The 18,646-nt window shown below is 42.7% G+C and carries 15 protein-coding genes and 1 other RNA gene; 6 read left to right on the top strand and 10 right to left on the bottom strand.

Annotation, left to right across the window (positions count from 1 at the left end; all coding sequences use genetic code 11):
• Window position 1 precedes the first annotated feature (1 nt).
• The 4 genes from ruvA to FQ084_RS02090 form a co-directional block, all read right to left on the bottom strand.
• On the bottom strand, window positions 2-625 hold the full coding sequence (ruvA, locus tag FQ084_RS02105; protein ID WP_149488978.1) for a Holliday junction branch migration protein RuvA: 624 nt from the start codon (window positions 623-625) through the stop codon (window positions 2-4).
• 118 nt (window positions 626-743) lie between these two features.
• Complete coding sequence (gene fba, locus FQ084_RS02100; RefSeq protein WP_149488977.1) at window positions 744-1,781, bottom strand: class II fructose-bisphosphate aldolase; 1,038 nt, start codon at window positions 1,779-1,781, stop codon at window positions 744-746.
• 477 nt (window positions 1,782-2,258) lie between these two features.
• Window positions 2,259-2,645, bottom strand: coding sequence for a hypothetical protein (locus FQ084_RS02095; protein ID WP_149488976.1), 387 nt, complete (start codon window positions 2,643-2,645; stop codon window positions 2,259-2,261).
• A gap of 259 nt (window positions 2,646-2,904) precedes the next feature.
• Entirely contained in the window at window positions 2,905-4,119 is a 1,215-nt protein-coding gene (locus FQ084_RS02090) for a phosphoglycerate kinase (RefSeq protein WP_149488975.1), read from the bottom strand.
• Window positions 4,120-4,501: 382 nt separating this feature from the next.
• Between FQ084_RS02090 and FQ084_RS02085 the strand changes: the two genes are divergently transcribed.
• A complete protein-coding gene (locus FQ084_RS02085; protein WP_149488974.1) occupies window positions 4,502-4,831 on the top strand; it encodes a TraR/DksA family transcriptional regulator in 330 nt (109 codons plus the stop codon).
• Window positions 4,832-4,862: 31 nt separating this feature from the next.
• Here the strand turns inward: FQ084_RS02085 and FQ084_RS02080 are convergent, their stop codons facing one another.
• Window positions 4,863-5,531, bottom strand: a complete 669-nt coding sequence (locus FQ084_RS02080; RefSeq protein ID WP_149488973.1) for a thiamine phosphate synthase — start codon at window positions 5,529-5,531, stop codon at window positions 4,863-4,865.
• A gap of 81 nt (window positions 5,532-5,612) precedes the next feature.
• Complete coding sequence (locus FQ084_RS02075; RefSeq protein ID WP_149488972.1) at window positions 5,613-6,713, bottom strand: serine hydrolase; 1,101 nt, start codon at window positions 6,711-6,713, stop codon at window positions 5,613-5,615.
• A 450-nt stretch (window positions 6,714-7,163) separates the two neighbouring features.
• Here FQ084_RS02075 and FQ084_RS02070 point away from each other — a divergent pair, with 450 nt between their 5' ends.
• The 3 genes from FQ084_RS02070 (at window position 7,164) to FQ084_RS13420 (ending at window position 11,511) form a co-directional block, all read left to right on the top strand.
• Entirely contained in the window at window positions 7,164-7,799 is a 636-nt protein-coding gene (locus tag FQ084_RS02070; protein ID WP_149488971.1) for a response regulator, read from the top strand.
• 54 nt (window positions 7,800-7,853) lie between these two features.
• Complete coding sequence (locus FQ084_RS02065; RefSeq protein ID WP_262880625.1) at window positions 7,854-9,668, top strand: sensor histidine kinase; 1,815 nt, start codon at window positions 7,854-7,856, stop codon at window positions 9,666-9,668.
• A gap of 106 nt (window positions 9,669-9,774) precedes the next feature.
• Complete coding sequence (locus FQ084_RS13420; protein WP_149488970.1) at window positions 9,775-11,511, top strand: sigma-54-dependent transcriptional regulator; 1,737 nt, start codon at window positions 9,775-9,777, stop codon at window positions 11,509-11,511.
• A gap of 46 nt (window positions 11,512-11,557) precedes the next feature.
• On the opposite strand, the gene FQ084_RS02055 is transcribed toward FQ084_RS13420, so the two are convergent.
• Together FQ084_RS02055 and gpmI are read right to left on the bottom strand one after the other, a co-directional pair.
• Window positions 11,558-13,087, bottom strand: coding sequence for a S41 family peptidase (locus FQ084_RS02055; RefSeq protein WP_262880624.1), 1,530 nt, complete (start codon window positions 13,085-13,087; stop codon window positions 11,558-11,560).
• 560 nt (window positions 13,088-13,647) lie between these two features.
• On the bottom strand, window positions 13,648-15,324 hold the full coding sequence (gpmI, locus tag FQ084_RS02050) for a 2,3-bisphosphoglycerate-independent phosphoglycerate mutase (protein ID WP_149488969.1): 1,677 nt from the start codon (window positions 15,322-15,324) through the stop codon (window positions 13,648-13,650).
• Window positions 15,325-15,570: 246 nt separating this feature from the next.
• Here gpmI and ssrS point away from each other — a divergent pair.
• Window positions 15,571-15,766, top strand: a non-coding RNA gene (gene ssrS / locus FQ084_RS02045) — 6S RNA.
• A 134-nt stretch (window positions 15,767-15,900) separates the two neighbouring features.
• On the opposite strand, the gene FQ084_RS02040 is transcribed toward ssrS, so the two are convergent.
• Complete coding sequence (locus FQ084_RS02040) at window positions 15,901-16,533, bottom strand: FxsA family protein (RefSeq protein ID WP_149488968.1); 633 nt, start codon at window positions 16,531-16,533, stop codon at window positions 15,901-15,903.
• 153 nt (window positions 16,534-16,686) lie between these two features.
• On the opposite strand from FQ084_RS02040, the gene ruvC reads away from it, so the two are divergent.
• Window positions 16,687-17,271, top strand: coding sequence for a crossover junction endodeoxyribonuclease RuvC (gene ruvC, locus FQ084_RS02035; protein WP_149488967.1), 585 nt, complete (start codon window positions 16,687-16,689; stop codon window positions 17,269-17,271).
• Window positions 17,272-17,385: 114 nt separating this feature from the next.
• Here the strand turns inward: ruvC and FQ084_RS02030 are convergent, their stop codons facing one another.
• The gene (locus FQ084_RS02030) at window positions 17,386-18,381 is read right to left on the bottom strand and encodes an META domain-containing protein (protein ID WP_149488966.1); all 996 of its coding nucleotides are present in this window, start codon (window positions 18,379-18,381) and stop codon (window positions 17,386-17,388) included.
• Window positions 18,382-18,646 lie beyond the last annotated feature (265 nt).

Genomic DNA, 18,646 nt, shown 5'->3' with positions numbered 1-18,646 from the left:
GTTACTTAAAACTTTGAAACTGCTTCAGGGTAGCTTTTAACAAGCTCTGTGTATCTGCAAACGTATCGCCATTACTCTTAGCAGCTTTAATGGCTTGCTGCGCTTCTCTTTCTTTATAGCCCAAGCTAATCAACGCACCTTCCACCTCAGCGACGATACTGCCTTCGGCAGAAACGGGCGCAGGCTGAATCGCAAATTCTAAATTACTGTTATCAACTTCGATATTTTTCAGCTTGTCTTTTAGCTCAATCAATAAACGCTGCGCCGTTTTTTTACCGATGCCTGGGATACGTGTCAATGCAGTTTCTGACTCTTGCTCGACATGCATCTTTAGCTCAGCAGCTGACATCGCCGATAACATCGCCAGCGCCATTTTTGCGCCAACGCCATTAATCTTAATCAACTGGCGAAAGACATCACGCTCTTTACGATCGATAAAGCCATAAAGCAGCTGCGCATCTTCACGCACATGAAAGTGCGTCCAAATGCTCGCCTGCTCGTTGAGACGCAAATGGCAAAATGACGGTAGCGGTAGCTCTATATCGTAGCCAACACCAGAGGTGGTCATGACACAGGCAGTCGGTGCCATCAAATACTGCACCTGTCCGCTAATCAATCCTATCATCATCCACCACCTTTTATAGAAACTAAATATAAAATATAAATATAGAAACTACTTATAGAACCTGCGATAAAAATAAGCGGCTCTACTATCATTAAATAAGCATATCCTGCCGACAAGCTTATTTATAAAAATCGACCATACCTTCAAGACTGATTGGACGAATCTTGTGTGCTTGACCTGCTGAACCAAAAGCCTCAAAGCGATTGGTACAGATATCTGACATCGCTACCATAGAAGCTTTAAAGTATTTACGTGGATCAAATTCGCTTGGGTTTTCTGTAAGGAATTTACGGATTGCGCCCGTCGATGCCAAACGTAAATCGGTATCGATATTTACCTTACGTACGCCATGCTTAATCGCTTCAACGATTTGCTCAACGGGCACACCATAAGTCTCACCGATGTTACCACCGTTTTCATTGATGACTTTGAGCCATTCTTGCGGCACTGATGATGAGCCATGCATGACCAGATGGGTGTTAGGAATACGAGCATGAATCTCTTTTACGCGCTCAATTGATAAGATATCACCTGTCGGTGGACGCGTGAATTTATAAGCACCATGACTGGTACCGATAGCAATGGCCAACGCATCAACATTGGTATCTTTAACGAACTGCTCAGCTTCATCAGCACTGGTCAATAGCTGCTCGTGGTCTAATACACCCTCTGCGCCAGAACCATCTTCTTCGCCTGCCATACCGGTCTCAAGACTACCCAAACAACCAATCTCGCCTTCTACAGAGACGCCACACGCGTGTGCCATTTTGACCACTTCGCGAGTCACGCTAGCATTATAGTCATAGTCCATGGGCGTTTTACCATCTTCACCGAGCGAGCCGTCCATCATCACTGATGAGAAGCCAAGCTGAATTGAGCGCTGGCAGATAGCAGGTGACATACCATGATCTTGATGCATCACCACTGGAATATGCGGCCACTCTTCGATAGCAGCAATAATCAGATGACGTAAAAACGCGGATCCTGCATAACTACGTGCACCAGCACTGGCTTGAACGATGACAGGTGAGTCACAGGCGTCGGCTGCCATCATGATGGCACGCATCTGCTCTAAGTTATTGACGTTAAAGGCAGGGACACCATAGCTGTGTTCAGCGGCATGATCCAAAAGTTGACGTAAAGATATTAAGGCCATAAGACGCTCTCTGATTAGATTTTAAAATAAATGCTTGTAAATGATAGAGGGTAGCAATTGCCCTATAATCGCTGTCACACTATATTAAGGGTAGTTACGACGTTATAGAACAAGCAATAAAAATGCAGGATTTTTGCTAGTATTCATCACGCGCTGATTATAGCAAATTTTGCCCATGCTTCGTAGCGGTTGCGCGACTATTTCTTGAGCTGATTGATTTAACTGCTTAGGCTTACCGCTTATTCATTTTGCTTTACTTTTTGCCTAGTAAAATAAAAAGTAAAGCTTTTATAACATTTGATAGGACAGAAAAAACAAATCGAAAAGAATGCTATAAATGATGAATTTATAAAACGCAAAAAGCCTTGGTCATCACCAAAGCTTTTTTAGTATTTTGAGGGCTTATAAAATAGCTGTTAATTAAAGCGCTATTAATGCAAGTTATTTATTAAAGTAATATAACTGCTTAGCAATTAATTAGTACTGCTGCTCTGCTTCTACTGCGTTTTCACTGGCTTTATCTTCAACAGCAGATGCGCCATCGGCAACCACTCCAGCAGTATTGGCAACGGCTTCATTTGCGCCTACCACAACCGCTTCACCCGTGTTTTCTAGGGCAGTCGTAGCATTAGCACCGGCTGTTTCAGCATTATCTGCAATGTCAGCACCAACATTTTGTGCAGCGACTTCAGCGTCAGCAGCAGCAGCTTCAGTTTTAGCAGCAGCTTCTTCAGTATTGGCCGCAGTGTCTTCAGCAGCAGAATCAGCAGCAGCAGCCGTTTTATCTTGTGTTTCTTGGCTACATGCCGTGATTGCAAAAGTACCAGCAAGTACGCTAGCAAGTAACAAATGGCGTTTTAACATAATAAACCTCTCGTAAATAAAGCATGTCAAATACATGATTTGCGCTATTTTATAGAGTGCAAATTAGACATGCAATAACAATTTTCAGTATAGAAACAAATAATTACTACTTAATAATAATCAATGACAATTCCTGCTTATCGTACTTAAAACAATAAGATAAGAATAGTAGCCACAATATTATCGTTACAGCCTACCTTAGATATTGGGGCTAGGTTGTACGGCTAATGTTACTCATCTACTAAGTATCGTTAAGGCGTTACTCACTAATCTGTAGAGCAGCGACTGCGGGCAAAACTTTACCTTCTACAAATTCTAAGAACGCCCCGCCACCCGTTGACATGTAGCTGACCCCATCAGCCACTTGATATTTATCAATCGCCGCTAAGGTATCACCGCCGCCAGCAATCGAGAAGCCTTGGCTGTCTTTAACCGCATTTGCCACGATTTGCGTACCTTGACCAAAAGCATCGACTTCAAAAACGCCGACTGGACCATTCCATAAGATGGTCTTTGCATTGATGATGGCATCAGCCAATTTCTTAGCACTCTCTGGGGCGATGTCTAATATCATGTCAGTGTCGCCAATCGCATCGACAGATTTGATAGTCGCAGTGGCTTGCTGTAATGAGCCAGTAAAGTCCGCAAAATCAATATCGTTTTTATCAGCGACAACCACATATTCTGGCAATAAAATCTCAGTTTTACTCATAATATCACGAGCCGTCTCAACCAAGTCTGCTTCATATAAAGAAGCGCCAACGCTATGACCTTGCGCTGCTAAGAAAGTGTTGGCAATACCACCACCAACGATAATTTGTGAACATACTTCAGCCAAGCTATGTAGTACTTCTAGTTTAGTCGATACTTTCGAGCCACCAACGATTGCCAACATCGGCTGTGCTGGGGTTTCTAGCGCTAAACTCAATGCATCAAGCTCAGCCGCCAATAAAGGTCCAGCGCAAGCTGTTTTTCCCGCTTGATGCATGGCTTGAGTAACGCCTTCTGTTGATGCTTGCGCACGGTGGGCGGTGCCAAATGCATCCATCACGAATACATCGCATAAATCAGCGTATTTCTGCGCCAAATCCGCATCGTTTTTCTTTTCGCCTTTATTAAAGCGCACGTTTTCCAGCAATACTACCTCACCTGCCTTGATCGCCACACCTTGAGTAAGATAGTCGTTACTTAGGTTAACGGGCTTTGATAATTGCGCGGCCAATTTATCACTCAGATAGTCAGCGACTGGGGCTAGCGAGTAGATCGACTCAGGGCTACCTTCAGTTGGACGACCAAGGTGTGAGCAAACGATCACCGCCGCGCCTTTTTCTAGCGCCATTTTAATGGTAGGCAAACTGGCTTGCAGGCGAGCATCACTGGTGACTTTACCGTCTTTAATAGGCACATTTAAGTCTTCACGAATCAATACCACTTTATCCGTTAAACTCAGCTCACTCATACGCAAAAAATTCATTACCTGCTCCTATGCATCATCTATGGTTAATCTAACGTGTGGCTTTTTACGAATTGCTGAAAAATATTTATCAAATTGTCTAATCGGTTGTTTTTATGCATGGTTTTATAAAAGTGACCAAGCAAGAATTTGAGGCGGTGTATTCTAGCAGTTTTCTAGCGGCTGCTCATAACGAACCTGCGATAAATTTTGCTGAATAGTTTATTGTTAAAAAAATTTGCTCAATCTCACTAGAGATCAGTAACATTTCGTGGTGGTACTGAGCAATGAGGCGGTTTATGATTAAGTCAGCTTTTATGATGATAAAAATGAATTTGTACCATCAAGCGGCCAGTTATAATAAATAATGCCAACAATAAAAATAACCCATTAGGAGAATACAATGAGTATCGATCTCAACACTGCCAAACAAGAACTCTTAAAACTTAAAGAAGAATATGAAACTCGTATCGATAAAATCAAAGATCATATTCAAAACCCGCAAGACGACCTCAATGAACATTGGGAAGATCAAGCCATCGCTTATCGTCAAAACGACATGCGAACAAACTTAATGGGCGAAGCCCGTCAAAGCTTAATGTACGTCGAAAATGCGCTAAGCCGTATTGAAAACGGCACTTATGGTGAATGTGAAGTATGCGGCGAGCACATTGAAGTGCAACGCTTGCAGGCTTTACCTTACGCCACACTTTGCATGAAACATGCTGAATAATATTGCAGCGTTATTTTAATTTAATACTTTATCAAGCAGGCGCATACCACATGTTTAGCGCCTGCTGCCACTGCTGACAACGAGCGGCAATTTGATGCATAGGCAAGTCCATAATATCACCAACGACTGCCACATAAGCAATTGGCAAACCTGACAATTCAGTAATGTTCTCTGCGCTCAAGCCTCCAATCACACATATATCAATCCCTTGCTCACAGCCTTCAATGAGCTGCTGGCGTGAGATGACATTGGCATTGGGTTTGGTGTTTGACGCAAAAATTGCCCCCATGGCGGCATAACTTGCGCCCTCTTTTTTTGCTTCCTTGACCAGCGCTACCTCACCATGACAGGTACGACCAACAATCTGTTGGGGCGCTAATTGATGTTTAGCCTGATTGATATCCCCATCTTGCTGACCTAAATGCACACCAACACCGAGTTTTTCGGCAAGTTTCATATCATCATTAATGACGACTGGAACCTTATAAGTTTTCGCTAAGCGGACTATTTGCTGCGCTTCATCATGTAGTTTTAATGCACCATCCGCCAATTGTAAGATTTTTTTACGCCGAATTTGTAATAGCGCTATTAATCCTGTTGCTAATGCGGCTTCTAATTTAGGATATAAAACTGCAAACTCATCGTCATTAGTGAGTAAGTATAGCTTTGGAGTTGGTTTGGCAGTCGATGCTTGAATCATATTGTTTTTCCTAAATTCAACACAATAAAAAGGCTGTTATATCGCATAACAGCCTTTTTTATAAATGCTAAAACAGTAAGCTTACACCGTACGGCGAGTCGCCAAACTGTTTAAGATATTTTTGGCATCACCCCAACGCGTCGCTGAACTGTTCGCGCCTAAAATCACAATAATCGCAGGACGATTATTAACGCGGGTTTCCATCACCACGCAATTACCTGCTTCATTAATAAAGCCTGTTTTTGAGATACCGATTGGATAACTACCATCACGCACTAAGCTGCTGGTGTTATTGGCTTTATAAGTACGGTTGCCGCTTGAGAAGTTAGAGACGTAAAAATCATAGCTTTTGGTGGTAGAAAAACGACGAATCACATCGTAGTTACCAGCAGCGCGAACCATTTTCACCAAATCATTTGATGAGGCAACGTTACGCTTATCAAGACCGGTTGGATCACCGAAAAAGGCAGTGGTCATGCCCAAGTCTTGTGCTTTACGGTTCATGGCACGGATAAAGGCGTTATAACCACCTGGATAATTACGCGCTAGACTTTTTGCCGCTGGGTTTTCTGATTTCATTAATGCCATTAACAGCATCTCAGCACGATTAAGACGATCACCTGATTTCAAGTTTGAGCTGGCACGTTTAGGGCCAACGAAATCTTCTGGCTCAAGGGTTATCTCTTCACGCATATCCAAACCTGCATCCAAAACCACCATTGCCGTCATGACTTTGGTGATACTGGCCATTGGTCGGGCAATATCAGCAGCTTTTTCGTAGATAGATTCGCCCGTTTCAGCATCGATGACCGCCACACTACGCGAATCGGTACTGATAGGAATCATGTTGCTATTACCAAAACTGCCACGATAGGTGGTGTTATAGTTGTTGGTATTGTTAAAGCTATTATTACTACTACCAAAACTATTGGTATTGGTGATATTGGTCGTACCGTAACCGCTATCTACTTTTTTAATCGCCGTGCCATTATTACTATTATTGGCTTTGTACATGATGCTACGAGCTTCAGACAAGCTATCGGCACCGCCCCAGCTCATGCGAGCACTAGACTCTGAGCTAGCACTACCATTAATCGTAAGTGCGGCTTGTGCGACACTGCCCAAACTCAATGAAATCATAGCAGCGATTAATTGCTGTTTGGTTAATGGTAGTTGCTTCATTATGCCTCCTGCTGCCGTGATGCTATTAGTGAGTGAATCAGTTACATACTGACTAACAGCAACAACGTACGTAGCGTTTATGGATGTGTTTGTAGATACTCACATAGAGTTTTTGTATTTTTAGTGTATCATGGTTTGCATTTAAGTTTAATCTACTAAATCAATTAGATGTCATTTTTTAGCCACATTCAAACTTTACTACATTTACTTTATATTACAGCAATATTAATTAACATTAGCGCAATATAGCATTACACTTAAGCTTATAAGGGCTTCATTGCAAAGTCAATATTCAAGCATGACGCTTAATATAAGGGTATTTGCTAATGGATACTTTTATGCGAGCTAACTCTTATAGTAAGGCAGTAGAGCGAGATAAAATAAAACATTCTAAGTAGCTTTAGATTAGCAATGCGCCCTTTATTCTGACAGATAGAAAAGAGTATAACTATGATTCGAGTATTAGTAGTAGATGATCATGATTTGGTGCGGATGGGCATTAGTCGTATGCTGGCAGATAGTGCCGATATCGAAGTGGTCGGCGAAGCAGATAGCGGTGACATGGCGATTAAAATGGCAAAACAGCTGCGTCCTGATGTGATATTGCTGGATGTCAATATGCCAAATATTGGTGGTCTTGAAGCCACCAAACGCTTGGTTCAGCTGGATATGGGTATCAAAATATTAGCCGTCAGCAGCATGTCAGCGCAGCCTTACCCTTCGATGCTCATCAAAGCAGGCGTCAATGGTTATATTACCAAAGGCACGCCACTGGATGAGATGATACGCGCGGTCAAAAAAATCTATCAAGGCGGGCGCTATTTCAGTCAAGACGTGGCCGAACAATTGGCGGACGTACTGCTTTCTGATAATGCCAGCTCGCCTTTTGACTTATTAAGTGACCGCGAAAAACAAGTCGCAATGATGGTAGTGAACTGCCAAAGTCCGCAGCAAATTGCTGATCAGTTATTTGTCAGTGTTAAGACCATCAATACCTATCGCTATCGTATTTATGAAAAAGTCGGGGTCGATAGCGATGTGAAGCTGACCCATTTGGCCATTCGTCATGGTCTCATTCAACCGTAAGTCATTAAGCACCTCTCCTTCTATTACGCTCAACTTATAAAGGCTTTAGAGCCCGTGAAAACTTTAAAGCCTATGAAATCTCTAAAGCCTGTGCCATCGTCAAAATCTAAGCAACATGAGCAACATGAGAAATCTACTATTAGCGTTATAACGGCCATTACGGATTATTTACAGCGCGATGATACTTTGCCTTTGCCGCAACTGCGTAGGTTGGGTTTGATCTATAGCAGCTATCGCTTCGTCGTTAGCCTGTTTTCTATGCTGATGGTCTATATCACGGTTCGCTCTAGCGATGGCTCATCATTGCCAAGCTTTTTGCAACAAACCGCACTCAGTTTTTATGTCCTGTTAAGCCTGATTTTGCTTGGTTTGTTTTATGTGGTGACGAAGCATCTACGGCGACAGCTGGCTTTTGGCTTAGGGGTAGATGTCATTATTTTAAGCTTACTGCTCTATACCGCTGGTGCGCCCGACTTGCAGTTGACCATGCTGTATATGGTGGTGGTCGCTGCAAGCTTTATGCTCTTGCACAGCTCTCAAGCGCTTATCATTACCTTGCTTGCGATTATCTTTGTTATCTACCAACAGTTTTTTTATGCCATTGCCAATAGCATGAGTTTGGCAAATTTGGGTGACGCGCTACTGATGTCTGCCAGCTTTTTGGCAGTTGGAGGCTTAAGTTGGTCTATCTCGCAGCGTTTGGTACAAGTTGAAAAAGTAGCGGCGAGCCACGCTAAGGAAGTCGAACGCTTAAACGTCATTAATCAAGAAGTCATTACGCAAATGGTTAATGGCGTCATCGTTATTGACGGTAAACATGTTGTTTTAGCCAACCTTGCGGCTCATCAACTGCTCAGCATTCCAAATCCTTCCCCGCTAGCGGCGACAGAGGCTATTGATACAAGTCATAATAATAAACCCGTGTCTGATTTTCCGCTGCTGCTGCGCGCACAACATCTGCAACTGCTTGACGCCTGTCTGTCGGTGGAGGCTGGACAATCTCGCACTTTTATTTATGAGTTACCAGCCGTTGCCAATGCTTCAGTCGTCGGTAAGCTGCGTGTCGAAATTATCCCTTTAAAAGATGACAGCAAGCTGATTCTGCTAGAGGATTTACGCCGTGAACAAGCCAGTGCCCAGCAATTAAAACTGGCGTCTTTAGGGCAACTGACCGCCAGTATTGCTCATGAAATAAGAAATCCCTTAGCAGCTATTTCCCAAGCCAGCCAGTTATTAATAGAAGATATTGAAGAGAGCCAGACAACAAATAACGATGTAAGCGAAACTGATGCAATGGCGGGCAACCATGAACTTTATAAAATGATCTTTATGCAAACCAAACGCGTCAATCGCATTATTGAAGATGTTTTAAAGCTGTCTCGTCAGCAGACCGCCAATCAGCAAATGATTGTCCTTGCTGATTGGATGCCAGTATTTTTAGACAATTACTTTCAAGGTCATGATGTTTTTTTACGCGTCAATACGCAGCCGACGATCTCGTTTGACATTCATCAGTTAGAGCAGGTTCTTATCAATTTGATTAACAATGGTTTACGTCATAGCAGCTATGCTCACCCTCATGCTATTGTGGAAATCGAGATTTATTGTGCAGATAACGATGTTATAATTGATGTGTTAGATGATGGTACGGGCGTTAGCACTGCGGATTTAACCCATTTGTTTAATCCTTTTTTCACCACTGACAAGGCTGGCACAGGTCTAGGATTATATTTATCACAGGCATTTTGTGAGGCCAATCATGCGCGCCTGCTTTATATTGCTGAACATAAAAAAACCTGCTTTCGCTTGATTGCGCCTGCTATTCAAAATGAAGCTAATCATGGCATAGAGGAAACGTTTTCATCATAATTGAAAACATACAAGCGTTTCATAAACCCTACTATTTATGCTCTATAAACCTTGATACGATTATTTTTTAATATTTTTGCAGTACTTGAAGACAATGAGATGATGTATGACCACAACCGCGCTAGTCGTTGATGACGAAGTAGATCTATGCCGCTTAATGCAAATCACGCTAACCAAGATGGGCATCAAAAGTGATGTGGCCTATACTTTGTCACAAGCCAAATCCTATTGGCAGGAAAATGACTATGATTTTTGTTTAACCGATTTAAAACTACCTGACGGTTCAGGATTGGAGTTGGTTAAGCACATTAGCGCCAGTTCAACGACGCCCATTGCGGTTATCACTGCACACGGCAGTATGGATTTGGCGATTGAAGCGTTAAAGCTAGGCGCTTTTGATTTCGTTAATAAACCGCTTGAGCTGCCGCGTTTGCGTCAATTGGTCGAGAGCGCACTCAAGGTTATTCATCAAGATAACGCCGCAAAATCCACTCCTGAGCGCTCACCTGAGCAGAAAATGCTGGATAGCCGCCTCATTGGCGACTCAGCCGTGATGCACCCGCTAAAGAATACAATTTTAAAGTTGGCTCGTTCACAAGCACCCGTTTTTTTATCAGGGGCCTCAGGCACGGGTAAAGAAGTGGTTGCGCGCTTGATTCATGACTTAAGCCCGCGCCGAGATGGCAGCTTTGTGGCTGTCAACTGCGGAGCAATACCCTCAGAGTTAATGGAGTCAGAGTTCTTTGGTCATAAGAAAGGTAGCTTTACGGGCGCTGTCGCCGATAAACAAGGGCTTTTTCAACAAGCCAATGGTGGCACCCTCTTTTTAGATGAAGTAGCCGACTTGCCATTGGCGATGCAGGTCAAATTACTGCGTGCTATTCAAGAGAAAACCGTGCGCGCAATCGGTGACACTAAAGAGTTACCGGTTGATATTCGTATATTATCGGCGACGCACAAAGACTTGAACCAACTGGTACAAGCGGGAAATTTTCGCCAAGATTTATATTACCGTATTAATGTTATTGAGCTTAAACTGCCGACGCTTAACGCGCGGCGTGATGACATCCCTGTATTAGCCAAGCACTTTTTAGCATTAATTGCCGATGAATGGCAATTGGAGTCGCTGCCTTTGCTGACTGATGATGCTTGCGCTCGCCTGCAACATCATGACTTTGCTGGTAATGTTCGTGAGTTACGCAACGTCCTCGAACGGGCGATAACCTTAGCGGAAACGTCCACTATCGATGCAAGTCATTTAGGTTTGCCTGATTTTGATCGTCACCAAGAAGTGATAACATCTGTAAGCCAAAATATTAGTGACAATAAAGCGACCCTCTCTAACGCTTCTCTTTCAGATAAAAATGAGAAAATAGTACAAGAATCAATAAAAGAAAGCATAGAGGTAAAGGACACAGAACCATCGGAGATTCAAGCTAAAGACGATCCTCAGCCAACTATCCAACAAGCAAAGACTAATTTGCATCCCTACCGCACTACTACTCAGCATTATCCTTCGATGAGCACGCGCTCAGCAGCTAGTACCGTAGAATCAACTGACAACTCAGTAGATAGAGGGGTGTCAGAGCCATTAACCAATCAAGCTGATGAGCAAGAGGCTTTAAGTAAGGCAGTAAATACAGAAGATATTGCCGCTGGTCAATTACCCGCCCAAGGGTTAGAGCATTATCTGCAAGAACAGGAAAGACGGCTTATTATTACAGCTCTTAAGCAAACAGGTTGGAATAAAACTCAAGCTGCTGAATTGTTGGGCACAACTTTTCGTTCTTTGCGCTATCGCATGACCAAGCTAGAGATCGCTGAAGATCAGTTTGAATCGTAATCATAGGTCATGTTAGCGCTCTGCCTAAACTAAAGATAAGCCTAACTTAAAGCTTATCTTTAGCAGTTGGTTTTTCAACAACATGCTTAATGAGCGTATTTTTTTGAGCAACTTTATTTTTAGTAGCTTCATTTTTAGTAGCTTTTTCATCATAATGGGCGTTATTTTCTGCTTGCGCCTTGCGTACAAAGCGAATACCTGAAGGCAGCGCCTGCTGTCTGAGTAAATCAAGTGCCTGGTGTTCCCATGTGCTCTCATTACCCAGCAAAGTCACATCAGGCTCCACCCCAACCCCATCTATCTTTTTACCCAGTGCGGTCATATAGTTGGCAACCGTCAGCTTGACCGCTTGCTCATCATTGAGCGGGATGACGGACTGTACTGAGCCTTTACCATAGCTGACCTCGCCTAAAATAGTAGCGCGCTTTTGCGCTTGCAAACTACTGGCTAATACCTCCGCGGCTGAGGCTGAATAACGATTTTGCAAAACCATTACTGGTAACGCTTCTAATAACGCTGGGCCTTGAGTCGATAGCGTCCTCGAGTCACTTTGGCGACCCTTGACTTGTACCACGTCGGTATCGGTCATAAACAAGCTGGCAACGCTCACAGCCGATGCCAACACGCCGCCCGGATTGTCACGCATGTCCAATAATACTGCGGTGACGGGTGCATCTAAATCAATCAAACTTTGTAGTAATTTCTCACGACTGTTATTTTGAAACGCCGGTAATCTGATAATTGCCATACCATCGACAAGCCGTGTCTCAATAATTTGCGGATGATTGTTATTACGCTGTAAAGTCGTGGTATGTTTACGGCGACCTGCTTTTGACGTCACCACATCCACTTGCGTGCCAGCAATCCCGGTTAAGAGCTGATCAATATCGTTACTTTCTTCTTCTTCACCAAGCTTAAATTCATCCACTTGATGCAAATAATCTCCAACGGCAATGCCTTTTTTATCGGCAGGTGAGCCATCAATCACCTCAGTAATCACCCAATAGCCTTCCTTTGGCTGATACTGCACCTTGATACCGATATCACCGACGTCTCCTTCTGTAAAAGCACGTAGATTTTCATAAGCCTCTGCATCCAAAAATTCGGCATGGCTATCAAGCTTGGTCAACATACCGCTCATAGCATTGTTAAATAATTCTTCATCATTCACCGCATCTACATATTCGCGGCGCACCAAATCAACCACTGCAACAAAGGTCTTCAATGTTTCAGGAGAGATGGCATTTAATGATACCTGCGCAACTTCATCTGGAATATCAGTATCTATGGCATCTGAGCCATTACTTAACGCACTTTCATCGGCCACCGCATCTATTGAGTCATCAACTTGATCCGCAGATTCCAGCATATCCGCGATATCTGACAAATAATCTGCACCATCGTCAAGTGGTACATCATCTGTATTTAGACTGATTAATTGCAAACTTGCGGTAGGGTTCTTGCCCTTATTATTTATTTTCCCATTATTGTTAGTAGCCGCTTGCGCAGACATGTTCACAACGCTTAAACCCAATAAGCCTGTGAGAATAGCTGGCTTTAATAACTGCGAACTCATAAATTTAAAGCTAAGAGAGAATTTAAAGCTAAGAGAGTTAGAACTCATCAATAATGTCGTCATTGGATTGTACAATCTTTTAAACATCAATAAGGATAAGGAGCTAATAGGACGCATAAAGAAAATCACTCAAAAAAAATTGGTTTGGTTATTATTTTTATCACTTTGTTAGAAGTATCACGTTATTATATGGATATTCATGATTATAGGATTATTAATGACAAATGTCTTTCAATAACAATATCTTTTAAAATAACACTAAGCCGCTATTGAAGACTAGGATAGTATTGCAAGTAACTTAGGCGAAATGTATCAAAAACAAGGCACCGAAAAACCGAAAATAGAACCTAAAAAAGGGCAGGATAATCAATATCCTGCCCTTTTGCGTAATGCTCTGCCACACTAATACGCGACTAAAAATCAACTATAGTGAATTCACTTTAAAACCGCTACAGTTAGACTGGGAATGAATTTTTTATAGCCTCTGTGATAGCAGCAAGCCAGAAAAATTTATACTGGTCGCTCCTAACTATTAACATATCGGTTTTATTTTGAACGGGCTATATTATATGACTGGCTTGTGATGCTGGAACCAATAGATTTTCACCAGTCATCTCAGTTGGTTGCTCAATATTCATCAACGCTAAAATAGTTGGGGCAATATCACTGAGCTTACCGCCACTACGCACTTTTACTGATTGCTCGCCAATATAAATCAATGGAACATGTTCCGTGGTGTGCTGCGTATGTACCTGTCCGCTGTCGTAATCTTGCATCTGCTCACAGTTTCCATGGTCAGCTGTAATGAGCATGTCGCCGCCAGCGGCACGTACTGCTGTCTCTACGCGACCAATGCATACATCCAATGCCTCTACCGCTTTAACAGCCGCATCAAAGATACCGGTATGCCCAACCATATCACCATTGGCATAGTTGACCACTAACACATCATATTTACCTGACTCAATGGCAGCCACCAATTCATCCGTCACTTCAGGTGCGCTCATTTCTGGCTTTAAATCATAAGTCGCGACATCGGGAGATGGGATTAAGATACGTGTCTCGCCTTTATACTCTTCCTCACGGCCACCACTAAAGAAAAACGTCACATGCGCATATTTTTCAGTTTCGGCGATACGTAGCTGGGTTTTACCTTTATCCTGCAAATACTCACCAAGGGTATTGGTTAATGAAGTTGGATAATAAGCAATACTGGTTTTTGGATTGTCTGCTAAAACGTCGGAGTACTTAGTCAACATTACAAAGGCCGCAAGCTTTGGCTGTTTATGACGAGCAAAACCCGAAAATTCATGGTCTGGAAGTACAAAGGCTTGCGCAAGCTCACGGGCACGATCGGCACGGAAGTTCATAAAGATAAGCGCATCATTATCATCAACGGTATATGGCACCTCATCGCGACCAATAACGATTGTCGGATTGATAAACTCATCGGTTTCGCGTGCTTTATAAGCAGCTTGTACCGCACCATCTGCACGCGTCGCTAAGCGATCGGCTTTACCTTCGGTGATAAGCTCATAGGCTTTTTGGACGCGATCCCAGCGATTGTCACGATCCATCGCATAGTAGCGCCCGATGATACTGGCAATCTGTACGCGACCACCTTCGTAATGGGCGTTGAGTTTCCCAATATGCTCCCGTAAGCGATTGATATACTTATCAGCAGACTTTGGAGGCGTATCACGGCCGTCTAAGAAGCAATGAACAAAGACGTTTTTGGCACCGTGCACCAATGCTGAATGACACATCGCTTCGATATGGTCTTGATGCGAATGAACGCCGCCATCTGATAATAGCCCCATAATATGAACGTTGCCGCCCAATTTATTGGCAGCTTTTACTGCATTTACCAAGGCTTCGTTTTTATAAAACTCGCGATTGGCCACTTCACTTGAGATACGGGTTGAATCTTGGTAAAGAACGCGACCCGCGCCCAAATTCATATGCCCAACCTCTGAGTTACCAAACTGACCATCCGGCAGACCAACATCTTCTCCTGAAGCAGATATTAACCCATGCGGATATTGTTGATAAATCTTATCCAGGTTTGGCATATTGGCGGCAGCAATCGCATTATCCTTGTCATCTTCACGGTGCCCAAAACCATCTAATATCATTAAGACATGCGGCACTTTTTTATTTTGCTCGCTATTGTGTTTATTATTGAGCTGGGCCTGACTATCGTCGATAAATTCTGATTGTGGCTGGTTATGGGTCATGGATTACCGCTCCTCAAGTGAATGAACGCTTATAATGCTATATTAGGGTGTTTAAAGCCCTCTATATTACCACACATCTCCAAATAGCTGAAAAATCGCCCCTTTAAGCTCGTCATTAAAGGTTTTAAGCACCTTTATCTGATAGAAAGTGCGCTTAAAACTCAACATCAATAATGCTAATAACTACACCTACGTAGTAATCTGTAAATCGTACTTGCAATCATTCAAGCCATTGGTTAAGATAATTATATTCTGAAGTGTTGGCTAGTAGATGTTTATTCCCTGAGCCGATAATGCTTTACCAGGATGTGGTACCTATTGCTTCATTGTGTATGCCTGCACCGCTTGCGGTGTCTCAGGAAACCTGCAGAGGCAGTGACGCATCCGCCCTGAACTTCACGGTTCATGGGTCACCATCTTACGGCGGCACTTCGGTTGTTTCATTCAGTTATTAGCTATTCTGTTTATAAACCTTAACTTTATAAAAATAGTATTTAACGATCAAAAGCCCCTTTTGTCATTGACGAAAGGGGCTTTTCTTATGTTTAATTACCTACTTACTTATCGATAAATCAATTATTCATCATTGGCAGACTTGGTGATTTTTTTCACATCTTTCGGAATGGTCTTTGCGGTACCATCAACGGTGGTATGCTGTTTAAACACATCGCCGAATGGGTTTTGCTGTTGCTGACCAAATGGGTTCTGGTTATTCATACCACCTGCGCCGCCAAATGGGTTTTGACCGCCCATGCCGCCAATACCACCGAAAGGATTTTGTCCGCCGCCCATTTGTCCACCCATCTGCTTAGCCATCATTTCCATCATTTTTTGCTGATTATTCATGACATAATTATTGGCAAAGTCTTTGAGCTTTTTCTGCACTGGCGGCAATATCACCAACAATGCTAATAAATCACTCAATACACCCGGAATGAGCAGCAGGATACCCGCGGCTGCCATGGCGACACTTTTAATCATGGTTGATTCTTGTGGACGCATCGCAGGATTCATCATGCCGCCCGCCTTCATCTGCTGTGCCATTGGATTGAGTGCTGCCATACCTTTACGCATGAGCGATATACCGATAACTGCGGCGATAATAAACCACATAAACACCCACCAACCGCTCATAAATTGAGCAAGCAAATACCACAGTAGCATCTCGATAATAAACCAAACGATGGCAATACCAACTATCTGACCCATAAAGTGTCGTCCTATAAGATAAAATCTAAAAAATTAAGCGCCATGCAAATTAAAATGGCTAACATATGATGTATATGGGGATTGATTGCTATACTATCAAACTTAAGGCTGATTTTTAAGCCATAAAACAAAATGTAAGCAAGACGGAATACTATGGCAATTATTATCGGGATTGATCCGGGTTCGCGCATGACCGGTTATGGCATTGTTCAACAAACGGGTGACAAACTGACGTATATAGACGCAGGTACCATTCGTACGGATACCAAAGAAATGCCTGAGCGCCTAAAACGTATTTTTAATGGCTTAACGCGTATCACGCAGCATCATTTAAAATATGCCGACGAGCCCATTTATACCGCGATTGAACAAGTATTTATGGCAGAAAATCCGGACTCAGCGCTTAAACTTGGGCAAGCACGTGGTGCAGCCATTGCTGCCATGGTCGCCTTGGATTTGGAAGTATCAGAATATACGGCACGCCAAATCAAACAAGCCGTTTGCGGCTATGGTGCAGCGGCAAAAGAGCAAGTGCAAGAAATGGTCTGCCGCATCTTGTCTTTAGATGTCGTGCCACAACAAGACGCCGCTGATGGTCTTGCCTGCGCCATTTGTCACGCGCACTCAAGTCACTCTATGAACAAGATTCTGCTCAATAGCTCAATGCGCGGACGTGGTGGCTCTAAGAAAAAAGGTCGCTGGCGTTTGACAGAAGAAGACTTAGGCAATTTGCGTTAAAGCAGTTAGGCAAGCCACCATAAAAAAACACGCGTCCAAACGGCGCGTGTTTTTTTCAACCCTCTAAGCTATTTATCTATCGCTTCACTATAATAATAACAACGATTAATCAACCTATTCTGCTACGGCACTCTCAATCACCGCATCCAACACATAGGCATACTCTTCGCCTTCTTCTGCTTTCTCTTTGTCATCTAATGGGTAACGCTGTAAACGCAGCACTTCATTATGCATGCCATCATGCTGATAACCATCAATTTCACCTGTAAATGCTGCCCACTTACCTTCACTGCTTTTAATACCTTGGTCATCATAAGTAATCGGTTTTACTTGTAAACACATCTCTAAGCTATTATGAGCACACGCTATTTTCTTAGCGTTTATTGCCCAAAATACGGTTTCCCCTCTACTATTATATTTGGCTTGTGGAGTAAGCTTACCTTCCCAAACTAACGTTGCCGCATCGCTAGTGACTTGGGTCAATATTGGCTTATCACTCTTAGGATTTACATCTTTAGGTCTATCGTTTTTAGAATCGTCATTTTTAGAACTACTATCTGTCACTAACGTTAATTGACTCTCACCTTGCATCAGCTGACTTAAATTATTTTCAGCCTTATCAAGTTCACCGCATGACATTTTAGTACTCATACCGTCTTCAATAGTAAAAGTATGACCTTGCAATTGGTAAGCCGCGCTCATGGTATTGCAGCCAACACTATAGCTTAAGGTATTCTCGCCTTGATATTGGCTAAAAGATAAGCGCACTTGGTCTTTAATATCTAGCAGCATATTTAATGGCTGTGCAGCTTTATCGGTTGCGGATATCAGTGTCCAACGATAACGTGAAAGGTTGTCTATCATCTGTTCTTCAACGCTCATCTTATCTACCTTAGTTGTATCATTTTCTATAGTAGCATCAGACGTACTATCACTATTATTGGCTGCGTTAGTGGTCGTATTAGCCCCCTCTTCTTGTACGCCATTTTCATTCGGCACAGAATTATTTTGACAAGCACTCAAGGCCAAACTTGCTGCTAAGATACTTGGCAATAGCGCAAATCTAGAAAATGAGGTGATGAAAGATAGCGTTGTGAAAGATGATGTCATGACCGTCATACCTTGTGGTTAAACCCTTTTAATAATCCACTTTTGACAAGACAAGGAGTGATTATATCTATTTTCATAAAGTGTTCATAATTTGACCACTATAGCGCCGATGATTGTTATGATTGTAACGAAGTGTTTAATTTTATATATCGATAGTAACTGTTATTGTTAATTTTTCTGATTAAAGCATTGGATTAAAAAAGCCTTGGGTAGCTAAGAATCATATCGGCTACTCAAGGCTATAAGCTGTATTCACTTCTAGATT

The organism is Psychrobacter sp. ANT_WB68, assembly GCF_008369115.1.
GTDB lineage: Bacteria > Pseudomonadota > Gammaproteobacteria > Pseudomonadales > Moraxellaceae > Psychrobacter.
The sequence above is the reverse complement of the archived record's forward strand: the minus strand, read 5'-3'. Positions and strand labels throughout refer to the sequence as shown.

Bases quoted from the DNA above. Each gene is read 5' to 3' on its own strand.
- fba (WP_149488977.1), bottom strand. From the start codon at position 1,781: ATGGCCTTAATATCTTTACGTCAACTTTTGGATCATGCCGCTGAACAC.
- gpmI (WP_149488969.1), bottom strand. From the start codon at position 15,324: ATGACCCATAACCAGCCACAATCAGAATTTATCGACGATAGTCAGGCC.
- FQ084_RS13420 (WP_149488970.1), top strand. From the start codon at position 9,775: ATGACCACAACCGCGCTAGTCGTTGATGACGAAGTAGATCTATGCCGC.
- ruvA (WP_149488978.1), bottom strand. From the start codon at position 625: ATGATAGGATTGATTAGCGGACAGGTGCAGTATTTGATGGCACCGACT.
- FQ084_RS02085 (WP_149488974.1), top strand. From the start codon at position 4,502: ATGAGTATCGATCTCAACACTGCCAAACAAGAACTCTTAAAACTTAAA.
- FQ084_RS02040 (WP_149488968.1), bottom strand. From the start codon at position 16,533: ATGGGTCAGATAGTTGGTATTGCCATCGTTTGGTTTATTATCGAGATG.
- FQ084_RS02080 (WP_149488973.1), bottom strand. From the start codon at position 5,531: ATGATTCAAGCATCGACTGCCAAACCAACTCCAAAGCTATACTTACTC.
- FQ084_RS02055 (WP_262880624.1), bottom strand. From the start codon at position 13,087: ATGAGTTCGCAGTTATTAAAGCCAGCTATTCTCACAGGCTTATTGGGT.
- ruvC (WP_149488967.1), top strand. From the start codon at position 16,687: ATGGCAATTATTATCGGGATTGATCCGGGTTCGCGCATGACCGGTTAT.
- FQ084_RS02030 (WP_149488966.1), bottom strand. From the start codon at position 18,381: ATGACATCATCTTTCACAACGCTATCTTTCATCACCTCATTTTCTAGA.
- FQ084_RS02090 (WP_149488975.1), bottom strand. From the start codon at position 4,119: ATGAATTTTTTGCGTATGAGTGAGCTGAGTTTAACGGATAAAGTGGTA.
- FQ084_RS02070 (WP_149488971.1), top strand. From the start codon at position 7,164: ATGATTCGAGTATTAGTAGTAGATGATCATGATTTGGTGCGGATGGGC.
- FQ084_RS02095 (WP_149488976.1), bottom strand. From the start codon at position 2,645: ATGTTAAAACGCCATTTGTTACTTGCTAGCGTACTTGCTGGTACTTTT.
- FQ084_RS02075 (WP_149488972.1), bottom strand. From the start codon at position 6,713: ATGAAGCAACTACCATTAACCAAACAGCAATTAATCGCTGCTATGATT.